Annotated in this window: 18 protein-coding genes; 6 read left to right on the top strand and 12 right to left on the bottom strand. The window is 33.5% G+C overall.

Features of this window, described 5'->3' with window-relative positions; all coding sequences use genetic code 11:
* Positions 1-2: 2 nt before the first annotated feature.
* Both Q1B37_RS16520 and Q1B37_RS16515 read right to left on the bottom strand, forming a co-directional pair.
* Entirely contained in the window at positions 3-1706 is a 1704-nt protein-coding gene (locus Q1B37_RS16520) for a S8 family peptidase (protein ID WP_299900307.1), read from the bottom strand.
* Positions 1690-2550, bottom strand: a complete 861-nt coding sequence (locus tag Q1B37_RS16515) for an MBL fold metallo-hydrolase (RefSeq protein WP_299609727.1) — start codon at positions 2548-2550, stop codon at positions 1690-1692. The genes Q1B37_RS16520 and Q1B37_RS16515 overlap by 17 nt, the downstream gene beginning before the upstream one ends.
* Positions 2551-2874: 324 nt before the next feature.
* On the opposite strand from Q1B37_RS16515, the gene Q1B37_RS16510 reads away from it, so the two are divergent.
* The gene (locus Q1B37_RS16510) at positions 2875-4725 is read left to right on the top strand and encodes a cation:proton antiporter (RefSeq protein ID WP_299900717.1); all 1851 of its coding nucleotides are present in this window, start codon (positions 2875-2877) and stop codon (positions 4723-4725) included.
* Positions 4726-4821: 96 nt separating this feature from the next.
* Entirely contained in the window at positions 4822-5109 is a 288-nt protein-coding gene (locus Q1B37_RS16505) for a hypothetical protein (RefSeq protein WP_299609732.1), read from the top strand.
* A 71-nt stretch (positions 5110-5180) separates the two neighbouring features.
* On the opposite strand, the gene Q1B37_RS16500 is transcribed toward Q1B37_RS16505, so the two are convergent.
* Complete coding sequence (locus Q1B37_RS16500; RefSeq protein WP_299609734.1) at positions 5181-6236, bottom strand: endonuclease/exonuclease/phosphatase family protein; 1056 nt, start codon at positions 6234-6236, stop codon at positions 5181-5183.
* Between the two features lie 126 nt (positions 6237-6362).
* On the opposite strand from Q1B37_RS16500, the gene Q1B37_RS16495 reads away from it, so the two are divergent.
* Positions 6363-9314, top strand: coding sequence for a TonB-dependent receptor (locus Q1B37_RS16495; protein WP_299609737.1), 2952 nt, complete (start codon positions 6363-6365; stop codon positions 9312-9314).
* A gap of 128 nt (positions 9315-9442) precedes the next feature.
* Complete coding sequence (locus Q1B37_RS16490) at positions 9443-10852, top strand: DUF5689 domain-containing protein (RefSeq protein ID WP_299609740.1); 1410 nt, start codon at positions 9443-9445, stop codon at positions 10850-10852.
* Between the two features lie 86 nt (positions 10853-10938).
* Here the strand turns inward: Q1B37_RS16490 and Q1B37_RS16485 are convergent, their stop codons facing one another.
* Together Q1B37_RS16485 and Q1B37_RS16480 are read right to left on the bottom strand one after the other, a co-directional pair.
* Entirely contained in the window at positions 10939-11667 is a 729-nt protein-coding gene (locus Q1B37_RS16485) for a hypothetical protein (protein ID WP_299609743.1), read from the bottom strand.
* A 415-nt stretch (positions 11668-12082) separates the two neighbouring features.
* Entirely contained in the window at positions 12083-13057 is a 975-nt protein-coding gene (locus Q1B37_RS16480; protein WP_299900305.1) for an endonuclease, read from the bottom strand.
* A 120-nt stretch (positions 13058-13177) separates the two neighbouring features.
* Between Q1B37_RS16480 and hflX the strand changes: the two genes are divergently transcribed.
* A complete protein-coding gene (gene hflX, locus Q1B37_RS16475; RefSeq protein WP_299900303.1) occupies positions 13178-14386 on the top strand; it encodes a GTPase HflX in 1209 nt (402 codons plus the stop codon).
* A 7-nt stretch (positions 14387-14393) separates the two neighbouring features.
* On the opposite strand, the gene Q1B37_RS16470 is transcribed toward hflX, so the two are convergent.
* Positions 14394-15419, bottom strand: coding sequence for a DUF3078 domain-containing protein (locus tag Q1B37_RS16470; protein WP_299900300.1), 1026 nt, complete (start codon positions 15417-15419; stop codon positions 14394-14396).
* A 157-nt stretch (positions 15420-15576) separates the two neighbouring features.
* On the opposite strand from Q1B37_RS16470, the gene Q1B37_RS16465 reads away from it, so the two are divergent.
* A complete protein-coding gene (locus tag Q1B37_RS16465; RefSeq protein WP_299900298.1) occupies positions 15577-16008 on the top strand; it encodes an N-acetyltransferase in 432 nt (143 codons plus the stop codon).
* 61 nt (positions 16009-16069) lie between these two features.
* Here the strand turns inward: Q1B37_RS16465 and Q1B37_RS16460 are convergent, their stop codons facing one another.
* The 6 genes from Q1B37_RS16460 to Q1B37_RS16435 form a co-directional block, all read right to left on the bottom strand.
* Complete coding sequence (locus Q1B37_RS16460; protein WP_299609762.1) at positions 16070-17017, bottom strand: DUF3078 domain-containing protein; 948 nt, start codon at positions 17015-17017, stop codon at positions 16070-16072.
* A 194-nt stretch (positions 17018-17211) separates the two neighbouring features.
* Positions 17212-17721: a DUF2480 family protein gene (locus tag Q1B37_RS16455; RefSeq protein ID WP_299609765.1), complete on the bottom strand. Its 510-nt coding sequence runs from the start codon at positions 17719-17721 to the stop codon at positions 17212-17214.
* Between the two features lie 4 nt (positions 17722-17725).
* Positions 17726-18166, bottom strand: a complete 441-nt coding sequence (locus tag Q1B37_RS16450; RefSeq protein WP_299900296.1) for a PaaI family thioesterase — start codon at positions 18164-18166, stop codon at positions 17726-17728.
* 46 nt (positions 18167-18212) lie between these two features.
* Positions 18213-18539 (bottom strand): SUF system Fe-S cluster assembly protein, encoded by a 327-nt coding sequence (locus Q1B37_RS16445; protein ID WP_299609769.1) that lies wholly within the window; start codon positions 18537-18539, stop codon positions 18213-18215.
* A 52-nt stretch (positions 18540-18591) separates the two neighbouring features.
* Positions 18592-19014, bottom strand: a complete 423-nt coding sequence (locus tag Q1B37_RS16440) for a SufE family protein (protein ID WP_299900293.1) — start codon at positions 19012-19014, stop codon at positions 18592-18594.
* A 256-nt stretch (positions 19015-19270) separates the two neighbouring features.
* A complete protein-coding gene (locus Q1B37_RS16435) occupies positions 19271-20410 on the bottom strand; it encodes a T9SS type A sorting domain-containing protein (RefSeq protein ID WP_299900290.1) in 1140 nt (379 codons plus the stop codon).
* Positions 20411-20546 lie beyond the last annotated feature (136 nt).

Raw genomic sequence — 20546 nt, 5'->3', positions numbered from 1 at the left:
TTTTATTTTGATAGTTTTTCAGCCAAAATAAGGGCGTTATATAGATTAACCATTTTACCGGATTTGGATAATTCGGTAAATTTATCAGACTTGATACCGTCTGATCCTACTACAACTGTTGCAGTTGTACTTAAACCACTATCCATTAAAATTTGTTTTACTTGTGTGGCCTTTAATTTAGGATAATAAGATCTAATTAATGCTGCCACACCAGATACCGCAGGAGCTGCCATTGAGGTACCCTGGAGATATTCATACGAATTTGATGGAGTAGTAGCCCATATTTTTACTCCTGGAGCAAAAGCATCTACATTACTTTTTCCGTAATTAGAAAAGCTTGCCACTAAATTAGAACCATATTCATAATTCAAAGCACCGATGGTAATAAAGTTATTAGAAATTTCAGAGGTGTTATCCGTTTGATCATTTGGATACACTGCTTTTTGATCTAGATCTAAACCTTCATTTCCTGCAGCATTCACAATTAAAACATCTTTTTCTCCTGCGTATTTTATCGCGTCTCTAACCCATTCTGGATGTGTAGAGTAGTATTTTCCAAAACTTGTGTTAATTACCTTAGCTCCATTATCTACTGCGTATCTTATAGCAAGTGCAATATCTTTGTCATACTCATCGCCATTAGGAACGGCTCTAATAGCCATAATTTTTACATTTTTAGCAATTCCATTAACTCCTTTTCCATTATTACGTTCTGCTGCAATGATACCAGACACATGTGTTCCATGTTTTATTCCTTCTTTATCTGGATTAGGTCCCATAACATTGTTATTTCCGTAATTAACATCCGAAATATCATCTACATTATCCTTTACGATTGTTCTTCCATTAAAGTCTAGGTTTAGATGATAGTTTAGTTGTTCTGTAAAGTATTCGATACCACCTTCTAAATTATGAATCAAATCTGGAATTGTTTCTCCTTTTTCTAAAAAACCAAACATTTGAGATAACAAAGCAACATGTTGTTGCATTTGTGGGGTTTCAGCTTTTACGTTTAATAGTTCGTTTTGACTATAATCTTCTTTTCCTAAAACTTCGGCTATTTTTTGATGAGAAGGTTTTACCTGTTGCACGATCTGCTCATATCGTGTTTTGGTTCCAACAGCTTTTTGATATTCTTCTTCTAGTTCTGCTTTGGCGGAAATATATGTTTGATATTCTTCCTTATCTGAAGCGCTTACTGAAGCAAAGTTTTTCCCTTCAAATTTTGGTTTTAGCTTCTTTACGATTCTAGTATATTCGAGGTTTTCATTTTCAGAATCTCCAAGAAAATTCCAACCATGGATATCGTCAACATACCCGTTTTTGTCATCATCTTTACCATTATTTTTAATTTCTTTTGGATTCGTCCAGATAACACCATCTAAGTCTTCATGTTCAATATCAACACCGCTATCAATCACAGCAACAATAACGGTTTGTCCATTTTTGTTTTTGAGTAATTCATTGTAAGCTCTATCTACACTCATTCCGGGAATTGTGTCTGTCTTTAGATCCGCAGAATTCCAGTTTTTTAATTGTGCTTCTGTTAATACAATGTTTTTTAAGGGAATTGTATCAATATTTTCTATCGGAGTAGAAACTATTGTAGGAGCACCACAACCCACCAATAGCATTGATGAGGCAACGGAAGCAAAGATTATTTTATTAGACTTGGGGTTCATAGCATTTTTAATTAAATATTTCATTACAAGTAAATGTTTCTTTATATCGTACACCTTTTTCGGTTTCCTGTACAGTTATTATTTCGTTATGAGCATCATGTTCCATAAACAAATACCAATTATTTTTAGCTGCATTTTCCAAAAATAGTTTTTTCTCAGGCAATGTTAATAGCGGTCTGGTATCATATCCCATTACATACGGTAAAGGTATGTGACCCGCAGTTGGCAAAAGATCCGCCATAAACACAATGGTTTGATCTTTATAGGTTATATGTGGAATCATTTGTTTTTCTGTATGACCATCAGCAAATAGCACGCCAAAACCTAATTCAGTTTGTCTTTGGAAGGCTTCTCCTGTTCTAGAAATGAAATTAAGATGACCGCTTTCCTGAATTGGTAATATGTTTTCTGATAGAAAAGATGCTTTTTCTCGAGCATTAGGTTCGGTGGCCCATTTCCAGTGATTTTCATTACTCCATACTTTTGCATTTTTAAATGCCATTTCGTAACCCGTTTTATCTTTATTCCATGTTACGACACCTCCACAATGGTCGAAGTGTAAATGGGTAATAAATACATCGGTAATATCGTCTCTATGGAATCCCTTTTCTTTCAAAGATTTATCTAAATTATCATCTCCCCACAAGGAGTAATAACCAAAAAATTTATCAGATTGTTTGTCTCCCATACCAGAATCAATAAGAATTAATCGATTTCCTTCTTCTATTAAGAGACATCTGGCGGCAATATCTATTAGATTGTTTGCATCAGCAGGATTCGTTTTATTCCATAAAACTTTTGGAACAACACCAAACATTGCTCCACCATCTAGTTTAAAGTTTCCTGCTTTTACAGCGTGTAATTTCATCTATTGATATGATTAATTTTAGAAATCAAATTCACTCATTATATATTCTAAAGTGGGTTCAAAATTTTTGCAAAATAGAAAAAATGTTAAGGATCAGTATTTAATTTTTCGACTTTTTAACAATCTTTCTAGGTTTTACTGCAATAATCATAAAATAGGTCCTTATTTATATACGTTTTTTGCGAAAGTAATCCATCAGATCACTAAAGTTGTTATTTGTAAAAAATGTTAGGAAACCTTTTAAGTGATCATAAATTTGATTTGCGCTATGAATTTCTAAAAAAAATCTCATATTTTGCTAATCGTAACACTTATAAATGCAACATGGTTGAATTAGCCGGTATTATTATTTTAGGAATTTTGGCACAATGGGTTGCTTGGAAATTTAAAATTCCTGCAATATTACCTCTTATCCTTATTGGCCTCTTAGTAGGTCCTATTGCAACATTATATACTGAAGACGGCACAAAACTGATACAGCCTATTTATAATGGAACCGAAGGACTTTTTCCTGGAGAGAGTTTATTTTATTTTGTATCCTTAGCAATTAGTATTATTCTTTTTGAAGGAGGATTAACGCTTAGAAGAGATGAAATTCTTAATGTGGGGCCAGTAATCCTGAAGCTTATTACTGTTGCTGTGGTGGTAACATTTTTTGGAGCAGGATTTGCGGCGCACTATATTTTTGATCTTAGTTGGCCAATTTCCTTTTTATTCTCATCTCTAATTATTGTTACGGGTCCAACAGTAATTACTCCTATTCTAAGAAATATACCTCTCAAAAAAGATATTTCTGCAGTTCTGAAATGGGAAGGTATTTTAATTGATCCGATAGGTGCTTTAGTTGCGGTATTAGTTTTTGAATTTATTAGTGTAGGTGAGGGAGAAGCTTTTACCAAAAAGGCGTTTATAGAATTTGGTAAGATTGTTTTGTTTGGTTTCACATTCGGTTTCACATTTGCGTATGCTTTAGCTTTTGGAATCAAAAGAAAAATAATTCCACATTATCTATTAAATGTTTTTACTCTTGCTGTGGTTCTTGGGGTGTTTGTATTATCGGATGTATTTGCTCATGAGTCTGGTTTATTATCTGTGGTAGTAATGGGTATGGTTTTAGGAAATATGAATCTTCCTAATTTTGATGAATTGTTATATTTCAAAGAATCATTAAGTGTATTATTGATTTCGATCTTATTTATTCTTCTTTCTGCAAATATCAATATTGAAGAATTACAATTAATATATAACTGGGATGCTATTTTACTTTTTGCCGCTGTTGTTTTTATTGTAAGACCTTTGGGTGTTTTTCTGAGTTCGATGAACTCGGGATTAAAAACAAACGAGAAATTATTTATTAGTTGGGTAGGTCCTCGAGGGATAGTTGCTGCTGGTATTGCATCGTTATTTGGCTTGAAATTAGCTAAAAATGGTATTCCAGAAGCGGAGTATATTACTCCTTTGGTCTTTATGATCGTTTTAGGAACCGTTCTTTTAAATGCTACTACTGCAAGATTATTTGCCAAAGTGGTAGGTGTGTTTTTAACGAAATCAGAAGGTATACTCATCATAGGAGCATCTAAGGTTTCTCGTTTGATTGCTTCATATTTAAAAAAGAATCAACGCCATGTTGTATTAGTAGATAGTAACAGAGAGAATATAAAGAAAGCTAAGAGCCTTGGTTTAGAAGCGCTAGAAGGAAGTATTTATAATGATCAATTAAAAAACAATATAGAATTAAATGATATTGGATTTTTAATGGCGCTTACTGGTAACAGTGATATCAATAAGTTTGCCATTCAACAATTTAAAGATCAGTTTGGCGAAAATGGATCATTTAGACTAGTAAGTTCTGAAGAAATGAATGATCCTGATAATAATCCGGATGAGGGTTTATTTTCACATACAGATGATTACAACACTTTAATGAATCTAGCAGAAAAGTATCCAAGTATTCAGGAGATTAAAATTAATGATGGAGCGGAATACGATTCATTAATTGAATTGACTAAAGAAGATGAAGATATTATCCCTCTCTTTATTAAAGGACCAAATAATTCTATAAGAATTATTTCAGCCTATAGCGAAAAAATGGAACAAATCGATGAGGGTAGCTTCTTAGTTTATATTGGAAAACCAATAGATGTAGAAGAAGTTGGTCTAATCGATAAAAAGTAGGAAAATTCGATAAAATACTCATAATTAACAAAATATTTTGTTAATTATAAAATATTACTCTATATTCGCTCACATTTAAATTTTAAAACCCAAATTATGAAAAAACTTATGTTTGTTGCCGTTTTCGGTATGGCTTTAGGATTCACTTCTTGTGGTGAGGACGATGTTGTTGATTTCGTTTGTGATGCTGTAGTAGAGGAACTTAGAGCTGACGTAGATTCAGCATTTGCTGATTGGCAGGCAGAAGAAACTCCAGCAACTTGTAGTGCGTTAAAAGACGCAATTGATTCTTTTAGATCTAGTGATTGTGGTACTGCTGATGCTTATGCAGCACAAAGAGATGCTTTACCTGAAGATTGTTCAACAGCAGGTCAAGGAAACTAAAATCTATATATGACATTAATGAAAAAGGAGGCAATTGCCTCCTTTTTTTATACCTCTACTTTTCTTATCCATTAATTATTTTCTTTTATAAGATATACATAAACCGGGAAGTGATCACTATATCCTCCTGTATAAGCTCCATTTGCAAAACTTCGGTACGGATAACCTTTATATCTTCCTCTTGGATTGGCAAGATAGTTTTTATTAAAAACTCCTGCTTTATAATATCTGTAAGAGCTGTAGTCTTTATCTAACAGTCCCTTAGAAACAATAATTTGATCAAAAAGGTTCCAACTATCTCTCCAGGCAAGTGATCCAATTCCTTTTTTAGACATATTATACATCGGATTATATAAGCCTTTTAGTTTTACGTCCTTTTTCTCAGATTTTGCACCTAATACTTTTTTCACACTATCATTATCTGGATCATCATTCAGGTCGCCCATTGTAATTATTTTGGCGTAGGGATCAATATCAAATAAGGAGTCAATAATCTTTTTGTTTAAAGCGGCAGCCTCCTCTCTTTTATATCGACTTCGTGCTTCTCCACCACTTCTAGAAGGCCAGTGATTCACAATGACATGTATTAAATCACCGTCTAAATATCCGCTTACCAGTAATTGATCTCTGGTATACACTCGCTTTTTGGCGTCATTATTACTATAAATAAGCAATTCATGCACACTAGTATTCACTGGTCTAAATAGAGATTTCTGATATAATAGTGCCACATCAATACCTCTTCGATCAGGTGAATCAAACTGCACAATTCCATAGTCTTTTGGTAGAAGAACGGGTTCATTTGCAAGATCTTCCAAAACTTTTCTATTTTCAATTTCAGCAACTCCTAAGATGGCGGGAGCGTTTTTTGTTACGTCAGCACCTATTTCAGAAATGACCTTGGCCATATTTTTTAGCTTGTCCTTATAAATTTCTTCTGTCCAATGATCTTTTCCATTCGGAGTACGATCATCATCATACGTAATAGGATCATCCAGAGTATCAAAAAGATTTTCCACATTATAAAATGCAATTGTATTAACTTTATATGTTTTCTTTTCTTGAGAAAGAACAGTAAACAAAGGACTAAGCACAAAAGCAAAAATGAATAAATATTTTGCGTTCATTATGTAATTGATTATTAACTTATTGTAAAATACATTCCAAAATTTGAGCCAAAATTAGCTTTTCTATTTAAAACATGTACTTTTGCGCGGCAGAAATGTTAATTTTTTAACTAAAACAATTATTGAATGAAAGTGTCACAACTCAAAAAGAATCTTTTCTTTTTAATGATTTTTTTAAGTTCTGTTGCTATGACTAATGCTCAGCAAACAGGATTAAAGGGTAAAATTGTTGACGCATCTACCAATGAAAATCTAACTCAAGTACTTATTACAATTGAAGGAACTTTGCTTTCTGCAACGACTAATAATCTAGGGGAGTTTGATTTTGGAGGCGTACAACTACCATTAGGAGAACAAATAGCAGTTATATCCAAAGATGGATATATCACTAAGCGTTTTCCTATAATTATTAATGAAGGAAGTGTGTTAGATCTAAAAACGATAGATCTAAATTATGATGTAAATCAGGAACAAATCCAAATAGGTACGATAAGCCTTACGGATAACGAATTAGATGATGGTGATGACGATGCATCTGCTAATGTATCGGGATTATTACAAGCATCAAGAGATGTATTCCTTAGTGCGGCAGCGTTTGATTTTAGCGCTACATTTTTCCGCCCAAGAGGTCTTGGTAACGAAAATGCCAAGGTATTGATCAATGGAATTGAAATGAATAAATTGAACGATGGAAGACCACAGTGGAGTAACTGGGGTGGACTAAATGATGTTCAGCGTAATCAGGAATTCTCCATGGGAATTTCTGCCAATGATTATACTTTCGGTGATCTGGCAGGATCGACTAATATTATTATGAGAGCTTCTCAATACAGACAAGGAGGTCGATTATCTTATGCAGCTTCTAATAGAAGTTATACCGGTAGAGTAATGGGTAGCTATAGTTCCGGATTAATGAGTAATGGTTGGGCATATACCATTTCTCTGGCTAGAAGAATGGGTAACGAGGGATATATCGAAGGAACCTTATATGATGCTAATTCTATCTTTGCAGCCGTAGAGAAAAAAATTAATGACCAACACAGCATTAATGTAACTAGTTTTTATACACCAAACAGAAGAGGTAGATCGACTGCAATTACCGAAGAAGTTTTTAGGCTAAAAGGAAGACAGTATAATCCAAACTGGGGATATTTTGATGGTGAAAAGAAAAACTCAAGAGTTCGAGAAATAGAAGAACCCGTTTTCATGTTAAATCACTTTTGGAATATCAGCGATAAAACAACGTTAAATACCAATATAGGGTATCAAACAGGTAAGATAGGAAATAGTCGAATTGATAACGGAGGTACAGAATTAGTTACTTTTAACGGAGTAGATACTTACTCTGGTGGTGGAGCCAGTAGAGATACTAATCCAATTCATCCTAGTTATTTACCAAGTTCTTTTTTAGATGATCCAAACCCTACACCATTAGATTTTCAAAATGCATTCTTAGCACAACAAGAATTTGTAAGAAACGGGCAGTTGAACTGGAATCAGCTAATACAAGCGAATCAATTAAATGCCCAAAGAGGTGTTAATTCTACCTACATATTATATGAAGATAGAATAGATGATACGCAATGGACTTTTAATTCGATATTAAATAGCCAATTGACAGATAATATTACATTAAATGCTGCTGTAAACTATAGAACCTTAAAAAGTGAGAACTTTGCAGAAGTAACTGATTTATTAGGCGGAAGAGGTTTTTTAGATGTCGATTTGTTTGGAGCTCAACAAGATAATGATGTAGCTCCAGAAAATAGACTTAATCCAGAACAATTAGCTGATCGAGCGCAAAGTGATTTACGAAATCGTAACAGAGTTGTTGGAGTAGGTGATCGATATGACTATAATTACGAAATAGATGCTGATGTAGTTAGTGGTTTTGCACAAGCACAGTTTAAATTTAATAGAGTAGACTTCTTTTTGGGAGGTAATGTTTCTCAAACGACTTACCAAAGAAACGGATTATTTGAAAATGGATATTTTCCTGGTGAAGGACGTTTAGGATCTTTTGGTAAGAGTGATAAGTTAGAGTTTACGAATTATGGTGCAAAAGGAGGTTTTACTTATAAAATCAATGGTCGTAACCTTATTGATATTAATGGAACATATTTTACAAAAGCTCCAACGATTCGTAACTCTTTTGCAAATTCTAGACAAAACAATAGAACTATTGCTCAGTTGATAGAGGCTGAACCTACAATTTCTGGAAGTCAGGAAAGTGAAAAAGTTCAATCTTTTGATGCAAGTTATATCTTAAGAACACCAAAGTTAAAGGCAAGATTAACAGGGTATTATACGAAGATACAAGATGCGACAGAATTATCTTTCTTCTTTACGCAAGCTATCTCTGGATCTGATGTTGGTTTTGTTCAGGAGATTCTTACAGGTGTAGATAAGCAACATATAGGTGCTGAATTAGGTATTGAATATCAAATTACTCCTACGATTAAATTAAAAGGAGCTGCTGCGATAGGACAGTTTACATATGCTAACGATCCTGATTTGTTTGTGGCAAGTACCAGTAGTGATTTCTTGGGAGAAACTACAGGAGATTTGGACAGAGTGCGTTACTTTGGAAAATCTTCTCTAGAAGATTATCGTATCGCTGGAGGACCACAAAATGCAGCGCAGTTTGGTTTTGAGTATCGAGACCCTAAATTCTGGTGGTTTGGAGCAACAGCAAACTATTTTTCAAATGCATATATAGATGTAAGTCCGTTTGCAAGATCATCGAACTTTAATCAAGATGTAGATGGATTACCGTTTAACGATTATGATGAAAACATTGCAAGAGAATTATTAAGACAAGAACAATTTGATGACTATATTCTTGTAAATGCGGTAGGAGGTAAGTCTTGGAGAGTAAAAGATTATTATATAGGGTTCTTTGCTACTATTAATAACATATTTGACAAAGAATATAGAACTGGTGGTTTTGAACAGGCTAGAAACGCAAATTATAGATTAGCATTAGAAGAAGCTCAGCGCGACACACCTGTTTTTGGACCAAGATATTTCTATGGGTTTGGTACTTCATACTACCTAAATGTATATGTAAGATTTTAATTATAGAAAACACACTCCAACATTGAGTTGGAGTATCCATATAGATTGTCATTCCTGCGAAAGCAGGAAACTAAATAAAAATTTGAAAAAATTTTTAATAAATGAACACAACAAAAAAATATTATAAAATGAATTCAATTAATTTAAAGAAACTAATAAGCGTTTTAGTTTTAGCAGTTACTATTACTGCTTGTGTACAAGACGATGATTTTAGAACACCTGCGTTGGTGATAGAGGAGCCTGATTTTCCAGAGAACAGTACGTTTGTTCAAATTGGTGGTATTTTAGGTGATTTAGCGCAAGCTCAAAATGATGATGGTCCTGATGCTAAAGTTACTTTTGAAGTAGCAAACCAGTATTTAGAAGGTTATGTTGTGTCTAGTGATAAAGCAGGGAACTTTTTTGAAGAATTTGTAATTCAGAACTCACCATCCTCTCCTACTGCTGGATTAAGAGTTTTGATTGATGTAAATCCGTTATTTACAAGTTATGAATTTGGACGTAAAGTATTTATCGATTTAGAAGGGTTATCAATTGGAACAGAAAATGGAGTAGCAACACTTGGGGTGCTTTCTGGTGATGAGGTAGATCAGATTCCTTCGTTTTCACAGGAAGAGAGAATTCTTAGATCTTCCGAGGTTGCAGAAATTACACCTTTAGAAATCACGTTTGAGGAGTTTTCTGATGATTTAACTAATTTATACGTACAGATTAACAATGTACAGTTTAATCGAAATGATGTACTAGGAAATGACCCTTTAACCTTTGCTGGAGAACCTAGTGATGAGTTTGATGGAGAAAGAAATTTAGAAAGTTGTGATACGGGTGCTACCGCTGTATTAAGCACAAGTACTTTTGCTGATTTTAAATCATTAACATTACCAACACAACAGGGAAGTTTCGCAGGAGTTTTAACCAAAAACTTCTTTGGTGACACCTTTAATTTAGTGCTTAATGATGTTACAGGATTAGCATTCGATAATGAAAACCGTTGTGATCCTAATGTATTAGAGTGTGACGGAACTAGTGGTGGTGCCAATGTAGTTTTCGAAGAAGACTTTACAGGATTAAGCATTAGTGATTTAGAAGGTGCAGGATGGTTAAATGTAAATACTACTGGTGGAAGTTTAGATTATGTGGTTGGTAGTTTTAGCGGTAACCAATACGCGCAAATCTCTGGATTTAACTCTGGAGAAAGTCCATTCGAAGTTTGGTTAGTAACACCACAAATTGATCTTACAGCATCTTCTGCAGAAGAGCTGTCTTTCGATATCCAAGCAAATTTTGATAACGGTAATATTCTTACAGCATTTATTACGGATAATTTTACAGGGGATGTAACCACTACAGAGTGGACGCAATTAGATGCATCTATACCTACTGGACCAAGTGGAGGTTTTGGAGATTTTGAAGGTGTCGGACCTATTAATATCTCTTGTATTGATGGTAACGTTCGTATTGCGTTCCGTTATGCAGGAGCCGATCCTGGACCAACAACAAGATATCACATCGATAACATTGAGATCTCAGGAAACTAAGAGTTTCTTTGTTTACGACAACGAATAATAAAACTCCCTTAAGAAGCTTCTTAAGGGAGTTTTTTAATGGTTTAATACATGTTCCGTTAATAATCAAAAGTTACAGTGTAAGCACTATTATTTTTAGTTTTTACACGGAATCTAAACTGGTAACAAGGATTCTTAGTGTGAGAGAAACTTTGATTGTTAGAAATTAGTTTCCACTCATTTTGAATAGTAGCCCAACTACTGTTGCTATATGCTTTGTACTTTAATCCATAATATACCCTTCTCCAGAAGTTATGTCTTGCAATTTCCGCGATTTGAGCTTGATTTACGGAGCTATAGTGTGTATAGTATTGCCAGCTAGCTTTAGAAGCATTTGTTTGAGGGTGATTAAAGTTGATCGCATATTTTGAATTTGGATTCGCTTTTGTAAGCTGTACTAATTCAAAGGCGATATCATTACCAGTTTCTTCAAAAGAGGCATCTTTAGCATCTCCCTCTTCAGAATCAATAGTAGTTTCTGTAAGATCCATGATGTTATGACGTACTAGGCTCTCTTTTAAAGTTTCATTAGAATGAATTTCCATTAAACTAAGGTTTTCAGTAGAATAATTGGTTAATGCTGATTGGTTATTTGCATAAATTCTTACCACTCCAGTACTACCTTCTTCTGAGCTAATCGTGACATCTTTTTGAAAGTCATAGATGTCTTTTAAAGAAAAATCAGATGTTATTGCTGATTCATCTATGATTTCATTGGATTCGTCCTTATCACAGGAAGCAAAGAATAATAATCCAAAGATTGGTAATGCATAAAATAACTTTTTCATTTTTTTAGTTTTTAAGAATAATTAATTGACTTGTTTAGTTTTTTGATACTTAGTATCCTTATTTTTTACTGTTTAATTGAAAAGAAGATTATTGTTATTGAAACTTCTTTTGGCGCCATTTGAGCTTCTTATCCTATGAGATGGATGATCTTAATACTATTCTTTTCATTTTAAGTAAAATGCGAACTCATAATTTTCTTTTTGAATTCGGATTCAAAAGTATAGAGGTAGGTATAATCAGCAAAGGAGATATTTTGTTTTGCGGAAATTTCCGCAAAACAAAATATTGAATATCAATTATTTAAAAATAAACAAAGGGTTTGTTACCAGAACAAAAAGGGGTTTATGTCCCGACGTTTTAAAGTGAAATAACTTTACAGAAAAAAGGTGTTTGTTGGGTACTTTTGTATGGGAATTACATATGGTGTTTTAGATATATGTAAACAGGAAAATGATCGCTATAACCTCCTTTATATTTTCCGCCAGCATATGTTCTAAAAGGCTTGCCTTTATATCGTCCTTTATAGATTTTAAGGAAGCTATCATCAAAGATATTAGCTTCGGCGAAACTATGTGTTCCTTTTTCGAACTTATGGAAGTTGTTGCTAAAAATGATTTGATCGAATAGATTCCATTGGTTTTTATAGTTTAATGTTCCACGAAATCTAGTGTGTAATCTTTCCATTGGATTATAGAAATCATGACCAATAAGATGTTGTTTCACACTTTCACTACTAGGATCATCATTAAAATCACCCATGATAATAATCTTTGCATTTGGATCTTTTTCGGTAATCCGATGAATGATTTCACGGTTTTTTTCTGCAGCGGCAATACGTTTATAAGCTGTTAATTCAGCTCCATCTCTTCTAGATGGCCAGTGATTTACCAAAATATGAATTTCCTCGTTCTGTAGTTCTCCTGTTACCCACAGAATATCGCGAGTAAAATCTCTTTCTCCATGATCATTCATTACTAGTAAAGGAACACTTTCTGAATGGGTAACCGTAAACTTTTCTTTTTGATATAATAAACCAACATCTATTCCACGTTCATCAGGAGATTCGTGATGGATTACACCGTAGTTTTTATGAATCAGGTGCTTTGTTTTTACAAGATCTTCTAAAACAGCTTTATTTTCTACTTCAGCTACTCCCAAAATCACAGGAGCCTTACCAGACTTAGCAAATCCAATATTAGAAATAGCAGTCCCAAGTTTAAACAGTTTCTTCTCATACCTTTTTTTATTCCATCGTTTTTCAGAATCAGGTAAGAAATCATCATCCAAAGTGTTAGGATCATCTTTGGTATCAAATAAGTTTTCTAGATTATAAAAAGCAATGGTATGTAGGTTTGTATCTTTCTTTTTGAAATAAGGCTTAGAAGACATGAAATAAAAATTTATTGTAGAGGCCTAAAGTACAAATTCAAATGCATACAATATTGTACCTTTGTAGATTAATTGTTGAAATAGCACATAAGAAGTAGATCGCTAGAAAACCAAGCGCTAATGTTAGAAAAGGAAAAAATAAAATACGAGAAGGCAATTTTAATAGGGATTGTTACAAAGAATCAGGATGAGGAAAAGCTAACAGAGTTTTTGGATGAGTTAGAATTCTTAACCTATACTGCTGGTGGAGAAGTGGTGAAGCGATTTACTCAAAAAATGGAGGTGCCCAATTCTAAAACATTTATTGGATCGGGTAAAATGGAAGAGGTGTTGGCGTATGTAGAACAACATGATATCGGAACTGTTGTTTTTGATGATGAATTAACGCCTGCTCAGCAGCGTAATATAGAACGTATATTAAAAGCTAAGATCATTGACCGAACGAACTTGATTCTGGATATTTTTGCACAACGCGCTCAGACAAGTTATGCCCGTACACAGGTAGAATTAGCGCAGTATCAATATTTGTTACCGCGATTAACAGGTTTATGGACTCACTTAGAACGTCAGCGAGGAGGTATTGGAATGCGCGGACCAGGAGAAACAGAGATCGAAACCGATAGACGTATTGTAAGAGATCGTATTTCTTTATTAAAGAAAAAACTACTTACCATCGATAAACAAATGGCTACACAACGAGGTAATCGTGGAAAATTGGTGAGAGTAGCCTTGGTAGGATATACGAACGTGGGTAAATCTACCTTAATGAATGTAATTGCAAAAAGTAATGTATTTGCCGAAAATAAGCTATTTGCAACCTTAGACACCACAGTAAGAAAGGTGGTTATTGGCAACCTTCCTTTTTTATTAAGTGATACCGTAGGGTTTATCAGAAAACTTCCAACGCAATTGGTAGAAAGTTTTAAAAGTACCTTAGATGAGGTAAGAGAAGCAGATTTATTGCTGCACATAGTAGATATATCTCATGGTCAGTTTGAAGATCATATCGCTTCTGTAAATAAGATCTTAGGTGAGATCGAAAGTATGGATAAGCCTACGATTATGGTGTTTAATAAAATAGATGCTTACGAGCATAAGACTATAGATGAAGATGATCTTACTACAGAAAAAACGGAAGTTCACTATACACTAGATGAGTGGAAACAAACCTGGATGAGTAGGATAGGTGATAATGCCTTATTTATATCTGCCATTAATAAAGAAAATATGGACTCTTTTAGAAAAAGAGTTTATAAAGAGGTAAGAGATATTCATGTAACCCGTTTTCCTTATAACAACTTCTTATATCCAGAGTTTGTAGAGGAGTAGGTTTGATTTAAAACTCATAATTTAATCCTAGTCCAAGAACTTCTCTGATTTGGAATCCGCTAGTAGCATTATCATCATAGATGGCTTGGAATGCAAAACTGCCAGATATATATTTGTTTACAATTAAATTGATATTTAGGGTATAATCAATATCGATATTATAAGGATCCTCGATATAATTAGAGTACAGATTCAGGATTTGCTCCATTGTAATGTTTTTGATAATGGGAAACTTAGCATAAGCCGCTAAAGATCCTCCAAACTCAAATCGTGAGCTTTTGCCAGCGTCTACACCAAAATAATCACCATCTACATAATCCGGAGTAGTGGTAAACTGATCGTCTACGAAAATCATACGAGAGGTTACAGGTGCTATATTAATATTTAGGTTATCGCTTTTTTTCCAAAGAAATCCTGGACCTATTTGTAAAAAAGCAGGAGAGAAAAAATGAGTTTCCTCGGTACGAATCGTTTCGTCGGTATCTGGGTCTTTGGAAAAGCTATATCCCTTGGCAAATTGAGATCTAAAATTTACAAACAATGAGTAGTTCCAATACGTTTCGCCTATTCTTTGTCCTAAACGAGAGTTCAATTCTAAACGATCATTCGTTTTGCGAGCAAAATTTTCGCCTTTTAGAAAAGTAAGACCATAATCTGCTAAAATTTTATTGTCCCAAGTTAAACTGTTCTTTTTGTAGTTAATCTCATAATTAAGCGCTAGGTTTCCAGCTACGTTAGAAGTTCCTCCACCTTGCCAATCATAATTAAATGCAGATTGATTAAAAAAGAAAGAAAACTTTCCGAAGGATTTCCATCCTATATGAGGCTTTTTAACAGGCTTAGGGTTTAGTTTGTTCAAGAGTTTTTTAAGGACAATAACATTTAGTTCTTTGGGAGTATTTTGGAGTAAACTATCCAATGACCTTTCCAATCGAACTTGTATAGAATCTAGTTGTTTTACCTCTTTTTTTTCTTGACCAAAAGCTTTAATCAGTAAAAAGCATAGAAAAATAAATACAACAATCTTGCGCATGGGTAACAACGGATATGGGCACAAATATAATTTATGCGTATAGCTTATTCAAATATATAGACGTAACCTAATACCTAATGTAGCAGTGATTGTATTATGTAAACTATTATTTTTTTAGATTAGTATGCATGTATTTGAAAGATAAACTAGAAATAAAATGAACATCGAACTGCATAAGGCTACGAATGATGATATTACTTTTTTGCTAGAACTAAGAAAGCAAACGATGATAGAACATTTAGAAAAAGCCGGGCTGTTTTTATCAGAAGAACAGCATTTAGCCAGAGTAAGAATTCATTTTGATCATGCATTTATTATTCTACAGCATAAAGAAAAAATAGGTGTACTAAAATATATCGAAACAGATAGTGTTATCGAAATTCTTCAACTTCAGATAACCCCTAAATTTCAGGGAAAAGGAATTGGAAATTACGTGCTTAGCGATGTCATAGAACAAGCTGTAGCAACCAATAAAGAAATAAGACTTAAAGTACTAAAAGAAAATCCAGCAAAGTTTCTATATGAGCGAAATGGTTTTTCAATATATGATGAAGACTTATATGAGTTTTATATGAAACTCGTGAAATGACAGAAATAAAAAAAGGTCAACTTCTTTAAGTTGACCTTTTTTTATTATGTTACTTTTTTACTTAGAATGAGTAACTTAATCCTAAGTTCCAGAAAGATTGTAATTCATTATCCGTGTTCTCTAAAGTACGTACTTCTGTTGGAGGAGGAACAAGTAAAGCGTCTTGCGCCAATGCATAGTTGAATGCTTCTTGCTTGTTACTTCTAAGACCAAAATCAAATCCAACTCCTATAGCTTTCCATAAAGTGTATGAGAAAGAATTTGTCCATGTCCAGTTAGAATAATCAGCATCTTCATAACTTACAAAAGCAGATAAGTTGGTTTTAAAGTTAATAGCACCAAACTTACGTGTGTAATCCGCAACAATTTTAGCACCTAAAGAAGACTCGTACTGAGCATCACCTTTGCTAAATACAAAGTTATAGTTTAATGGATGCACAACTACAACTAGATTGTTAATAGGAGTCCAAGTAATACCCACACCTAAATCTAAATATCCAGGATCGTTAAAGTTGTTAAGAAGCGTAGTTCTATATTCTCCTAAAGTTGAAACCGCTAATGTATTTGTCAGTTTGTAACCAAATAAAGAAGAAACAGTAAACACATCTGTAGACTCTCTAAAGCTATCATCATCTGTTGGATCATCTCTATCATCTAATTTTACCCATGCTAAATTTACGTTAGCGCTATTTCTCCAAAAATACTTTTCTTCTAATAAGTTAGCGTATGCATTTACAGTTACTCCAATAGTACCTGCATCATTATTAGGAATTCCTTGTGCAAACCAGTTATTAAAACCAGAAAGACTTCCTCCAATGGTACCAAAAGCACCGATTTTCCATCCTGGTAAAGCATCTATTTGTGCTTGGATTGCGTTAGCTCTTCCTTGTATTGCAGCAATAGAATCTTTTTTTGCAGCTAATTTTGTTTTCAATTCTTCTTCTGTTTGTGCAAGCCCTATTTGGATTCCTGCTACTAGAAAAATAAATGTGAATACGATTTTTTTCATAATCTATATAGTTTTAAGTAGTTTGTTTATCACAAAGGATATTCTAAATTTAGTAATAAACTTTGGTAAAACAAGTTCAAGGTTTATGCAAAATTTTGCGTTGGCAAATATAATTGAAGTAATACGCTTCGATATAAAATAATAGTATTCAAGGGTAAATTTTCGATAAAAAGCACTTTTTAACGATGAAGTTGTTATTTTCTTTTAAAAAGAGGTACAGAAGAGCATGCTTCACCGTACATAATACTTTTAGCAATTGGTTGTAGTTTTTGGATAAGTTGTATGTAAGCGTTTTCAGGAATAGGCTTATTTGCACAACCTTTTATGATTAATAGCTTATCCTGATATGCTGAGACATCAAGTGTACGAACAATATCAGAAAAGAGTATAGTCTCCAGATCCTTTAATGATCCTACTGCAACATGTTTGGCAAACGGAGTTAACTTAGTTGTGAGTAATAAATATGCCCATCCAGGAATAATAGCATCACTAGAACAATGTAGCGCCACATATGCGTTCTGGTATTGACTCCAATCATGTTCGGAAACTTGCTGTCTAAATTCCTTTTCGCGAAGAATAAAACCTTCATAAAGCCAATCCTTTATATCAAATACTACACGATCTCCTGCTGGATAGTAATCCTCAAGATCGATGGTAATAAGATTTTTGTTATTTGCAACTCTATTAATGATTTCTTCTGCCATGGTATTAGATTTTATATCCTATTTTTTCGGTAAGGGCTATTTTACTTTTGGCAAAATTGCCAGTTCCAAAACCTATTTCTTTGCCATCTTCGTTATATAATACGGATTCCGCAACATAAAGGTTTGGAGATCGGAATTTTATTTTTCCAATAGCTTTAATATCTCCTTTGTTTGCAGGGCGCACTAAATTTATATTGAAGGATGTGGTTAGTACAAAAGCATCTTCAACAATTGAATTTACAGCAAAAAACGCTGCATCATCTAATAATTTGAAGTATACAGAACCATGAATTGCACCTAGTGCGTGAAAATATTTATCGGATATAGTTAGTCCAATTTCTGATATTCCTTCAGAAATCTTAACTGTTGTGGTATCAAAGATGTCCGTATTGATATTTGCATTCAAATACATCTTTTCTAATTTACGATAATGCTCCAGATTCATTTTTACTGTATATCAGCTATGCGAAAGAATGGTTTTTGAAGCTTACTTACAGCATTCCTAATTCTAATTTTGCCTCTTCACTCATTAAATCCTGAGACCATGTAGGCTCAAAAGTGAGTTCTAACTCTACATCATTAACTGCATCTAATGATTTTACTTTTTCTCTAACCTCTTCTGGTAAAGATTCTGCAACTGGACAATTTGGAGAAGTTAATGTCATAAGGATTTTTACATCATTATCTTCATTCACAAACACATCATATATTAATCCAAGTTCGTATATATCAACAGGAATCTCTGGATCGTAGATTGTTTTAAGAACTCTTACGATTTTTTCTCCTAGTTCTGCGGTATCTATATGGGTTTCGCTCATAGTATATTTTTAGTCGTCTTTTTCTAAATAAACTTAATTAATAAAAGGCGAATTAATTTAACTGAGTTTGATATGCTACAGCATACATTTTTAATTGCTTAATCATGCTTACCAATCCGTTGGCTCTGGTAGGTGATAAGTGTTCTTTTAGTCCAATCTCATCGATAAAAGCAGTGTCTGCATCAATAATATCCTTTGGATGCTGACCAGAAAAAACTCTAATCAGAATGGCAATGATACCTTTGGTAATGATAGCATCACTATCTGCCGTAAATTCTATTTTTTCATCCTTCATTTCTGCATGAACCCATACCTTACTTTGGCATCCTTTGATGATATTCTCATCGATTTTATACTTTTCTTCGATCAAAGGAAGGGATTTACCAAGATCAATCATGTATTCGTAGCGTTGCATCCAATCATCAAACATGCTAAATTCATCAACAATCTCTTCCTGAAGTTTTTGTATAGACATATTCCTACAATTTTTTACAAAAATACAACAAGAATCCTTGCTATTCAACACTTTCGGTTAATCATAAGATAGTATTAACTATTTGGTTTACTTTTCGAGATTGATTTTTGAGAAAGAGGATAGTAATAAAAGAAGTTTTTTTGAAATGTAGAAGATTCTTTCACAGGTTTTCTCATAACGAAATACTAATAAACCCAAACGATATACAGATGTATACCATTTGGGTCACCGTTAATCAAATTAAAATGAAAACAATTCAATTTTTAACAACCAATTGCTTCGTTGTAATACCTTTTTTGGTAAAGATTTTTAAGATATAATTACCTGATTGTATCTGAGAAGTATACGTTTCTTTATTATAAGATGTATGTATAAGAATTCCTTGTTGATTATAAAATTCAACTTTTTCGAACGTGTTCGAATTTTTGGTTCCGATTGTTATTTTTCGAGTAGTAGGGTTAGGAGAAATTACAACCGTAGGGTTTTGATCTATAATCGTTGTCTGATTATTTTCTAAGCATCCATTTTCATAATCAATAGCATCGGATGATAAGTCACTTATAAACTGTTCTTGTGCTGAGGTGTCATTTTTTAACTTGTAAGCAAACCAAGAATTAAGATAACCAAATACGATTTCTTGCTGTTCTTGTCTTGTTATTTGGATATTTCCTGAAGAAGAGTTTTCACCAAAGTCGCACGCAAAATTACTGTTTGCATAATAACAATGTGCACCACCTAAAATATTAATGAAGTATTTACAATTAGCACCTAAACTATTGTAAATTGGGATATGATCTTCATTAGCAGGAGTAACTGCATCTCCACTTCCAGAAAAAACAATGGCATCTTCTGTAACTTCAGATGCAGGAGTTAAGGTATCGAAACGTAACTGAGCTGGCGCAAAAGTAACCAGTGTTTCTACTTCCACTAATGATGCAGCTACAGTGGCAGCTCCACCACCCATAGAATGACCGATTAACGCAGTTTTATCTGCAACGGATTGGTATAATACGGAACTAGAATTATCATTTTCTTGCTGAACAGCGTTTACCATAAACGCTAAATCTTCGGAATACGCTATATGATTTGCAAAAATAGAACCTTCAGTATTAACAAATACTACAATATACCCTTGAGGAACTAAAGTATCATAAAAATTCTGATACGCATCAGAGCCCATAATGAAACCATGTCCAAGAACAATAACAGGAAATTGCTCATTTACCGATTGCGAAGTGTTATTGGAAATAGGGTAGTAGATCCGAGCATTTACTCTTCTATTTCTTCGATCTGCATCTCTAAAAGTTTTAGAACTAAACCCAATAGTATATTCTTGTGCTACTAGACCTGAGGATAAAAAGAGTAATGAGAAAATTGTGAGTACTAAATTTTTCATGATTGTTTATTTTTTGGTTAGTGAGATAAAACTATCCTGAAAAATTTTACTATGCAAGCATAATAAACACTTTTTTATGCTGAAAACCAGCATTTTAAGTGTTGAAAAACAATAAAAATTAACAAATTTTAACAGT

This window comes from uncultured Aquimarina sp. (assembly GCF_947492965.1).
Classification (GTDB): domain Bacteria; phylum Bacteroidota; class Bacteroidia; order Flavobacteriales; family Flavobacteriaceae; genus Aquimarina.
Note: the sequence above shows the minus strand (reverse complement) of the source record. Positions and strands in the feature narration are given on the sequence as shown.